The 1,927-nt window shown below is 63.3% G+C and carries 3 protein-coding genes; 1 reads left to right on the plus strand and 2 read right to left on the minus strand.

The window, feature by feature from the left end:
- The first annotated feature begins 63 nt into the window (after nt 1–63).
- Nucleotides 64–672, plus strand: a complete 609-nt coding sequence (locus tag EOD15_RS33670) for an ABC-type transport auxiliary lipoprotein family protein (protein ID WP_245463846.1) — start codon at nt 64–66, stop codon at nt 670–672.
- A gap of 52 nt (nt 673–724) precedes the next feature.
- Here the strand turns inward: EOD15_RS33670 and EOD15_RS33675 are convergent, their stop codons facing one another.
- Both EOD15_RS33675 and EOD15_RS33680 read right to left on the minus strand, forming a co-directional pair.
- On the minus strand, nt 725–1,339 hold the full coding sequence (locus EOD15_RS33675; protein WP_127322688.1) for a 3'-5' exonuclease: 615 nt from the start codon (nt 1,337–1,339) through the stop codon (nt 725–727).
- A gap of 187 nt (nt 1,340–1,526) precedes the next feature.
- A partial coding sequence (locus EOD15_RS33680) for a hypothetical protein (RefSeq protein ID WP_148129801.1) occupies nt 1,527–1,927 on the minus strand: 401 nt, incomplete at its 5' end.

The raw sequence follows: 1,927 nt of genomic DNA on the forward strand, positions 1-1,927 counted from the left end.
CCCCAGAAACATGAGCCGCGAAAGCGGGTCGATCTTACGATCCGGGGACAACGGGGATCGCGCGTGAAGTCTGTGTGGGTGAAAACGGGCGGGTTGACATCGGCTGCGGCACTGCTTGCCTTGACGCTGGCCGGCTGCGCGGCGTTGGGCGGCAAGCCCGCGCCGCTCGATACGTTCGAGCTGTCGGCGCCGTCGATCGACGCGCATGGCCATAGCCGCCGCCAGATCCTGATCGCGCAGCCGTCGGCGCTCAAGGCGCTGGACAGCCAGAACATCGTCATCAAGCCGTCGGATCGCTCGATCCAGTATCTCAAGGGCGCGCAATGGGCCGACCGGCTGCCGTTGATCGTGCAGGCGCGGCTGGCCGAGACCTTCCAGCGTTCAGGCAGCTTTGCCGGCGTCGGCAAGCCGGGCGAGGGCCTGGCGATCGACTATCAGGTGATCGTCGAAATCCGGTCCTTCGAGGTGCGTGTCGACGGCGGCGAACATGCCGAGGTCGATCTGTTCGTGCGGATCCTGAACGATCGCAACGGCGAGGTCCGTGCCTCCAAGAGCTTCACCGCAGCCGCACCCGTCTCGGGCAGCGGCAATCCTGCCTATGTCAGCGCGCTCGACAAGGCGTTCGGCGACGCCGCCGGGCAGATCGTGCACTGGACGGATTCGGTGATCTGAGCGCGGGGCGCGCCGGAATCCCACAAAGCTTCATCCCTCCAGGCTTCTCTGCCTACAAGCGGTCAAAGATTTCCGGGCGGAGCTTTCCGGTCTTCATCAGGTGCTGCAGGGTATAGGTGACGGACAGCGCGTCATCGAGCGCGTCGTGCCCCTGCAATGGCGGGTGTTCGACGCCGTAGTAATCGGCGAGCTTGTTGCTCGGCGTTCTCGCCAGATCCTCGATCGGCATTCCGGCCGCGATCAGCAGCTTGACGGCATTGTCAAACCGGCTGGCCGGGATCGGAGGCTGAATGTCCGCGACATAGCAACTGATGGCGATCATGTTCAATTCGTCCTTGCCCCAGGACCAGAAACGCGCCCCGCCGGAAAAACGATCGACGTCGGCGAGGGCGTCTCCTAGCGCCACCCCCTCGGTCTCCAGATCTTCCTCGGTAATGCCGGTCAGTTTGGTGAAGAACGGGTCGAGGGCGTATCTCTGACCAAACCGGTCGACCGGTCTGATGTAGACCTTGTGTGTGCCGAGCATTGGAAAATCGCCCTCGAGTCCAAGCCTGACGGCGCCGATCTGTGCGATCACCGGGTCAGGATCGTGTGCCGCGCACCAGAATCGGCGTTGCGAGCCCTCCAGGCAAAGAAACTCGCAGTCGAAAATAATTGCCGTCTTCACGATCACACCCTTCGAACGTCAGGGCAGCGGGTATTGTCGGTGGATTTCAGTGCGTCGGAAATCCGACTTTGGACGAGTCCCGAACGCATCGATAGGCTCGGAAAACTTGCTGCGGGCAGGTCGGCGCGTGACGGAGGTTCAGCGCAGTCACAGGCGGGACCATAGCCCCGCCTGTTCAATTCCTGTCTTAATGCAGGCGGCCGCTCGCATGGGCCAGCATGGTGTAGACCTTGCCGGTGTCCGACGTCAGATAGGTCTGCGCCATGATGTTGTCGCGGTCGTTGCGCGAGACATCCTTGAGCAGCTTCTCGAAATCGTCGCAGTAGCGGTCGACAGCGGCGCGGAACTCGGCTTCCGCCTGATACTTGCGACGGATCTCGTCGAACGTCTGCTGCCCCTTCAGCGTGTAGAGCCGCCGCGTGAACACGTCACGCTCGCCACGCCGGTAGCGGTTCCACAGCTCGATCGAAGCCTCGTGGTCGATGGCACGCGCGATATCGACGGAGAGCGAGTTCAGCGATTCCACGACATGCAGGGGCGAGCGCTGGGCGGGGGTAGCGCGCTGCGCTTCCACGGGGGCCGTAGGGG

It is taken from the genome of Mesorhizobium sp. M7A.T.Ca.US.000.02.2.1, assembly GCF_003996995.1.
Taxonomy (GTDB): domain Bacteria; phylum Pseudomonadota; class Alphaproteobacteria; order Rhizobiales; family Rhizobiaceae; genus Mesorhizobium.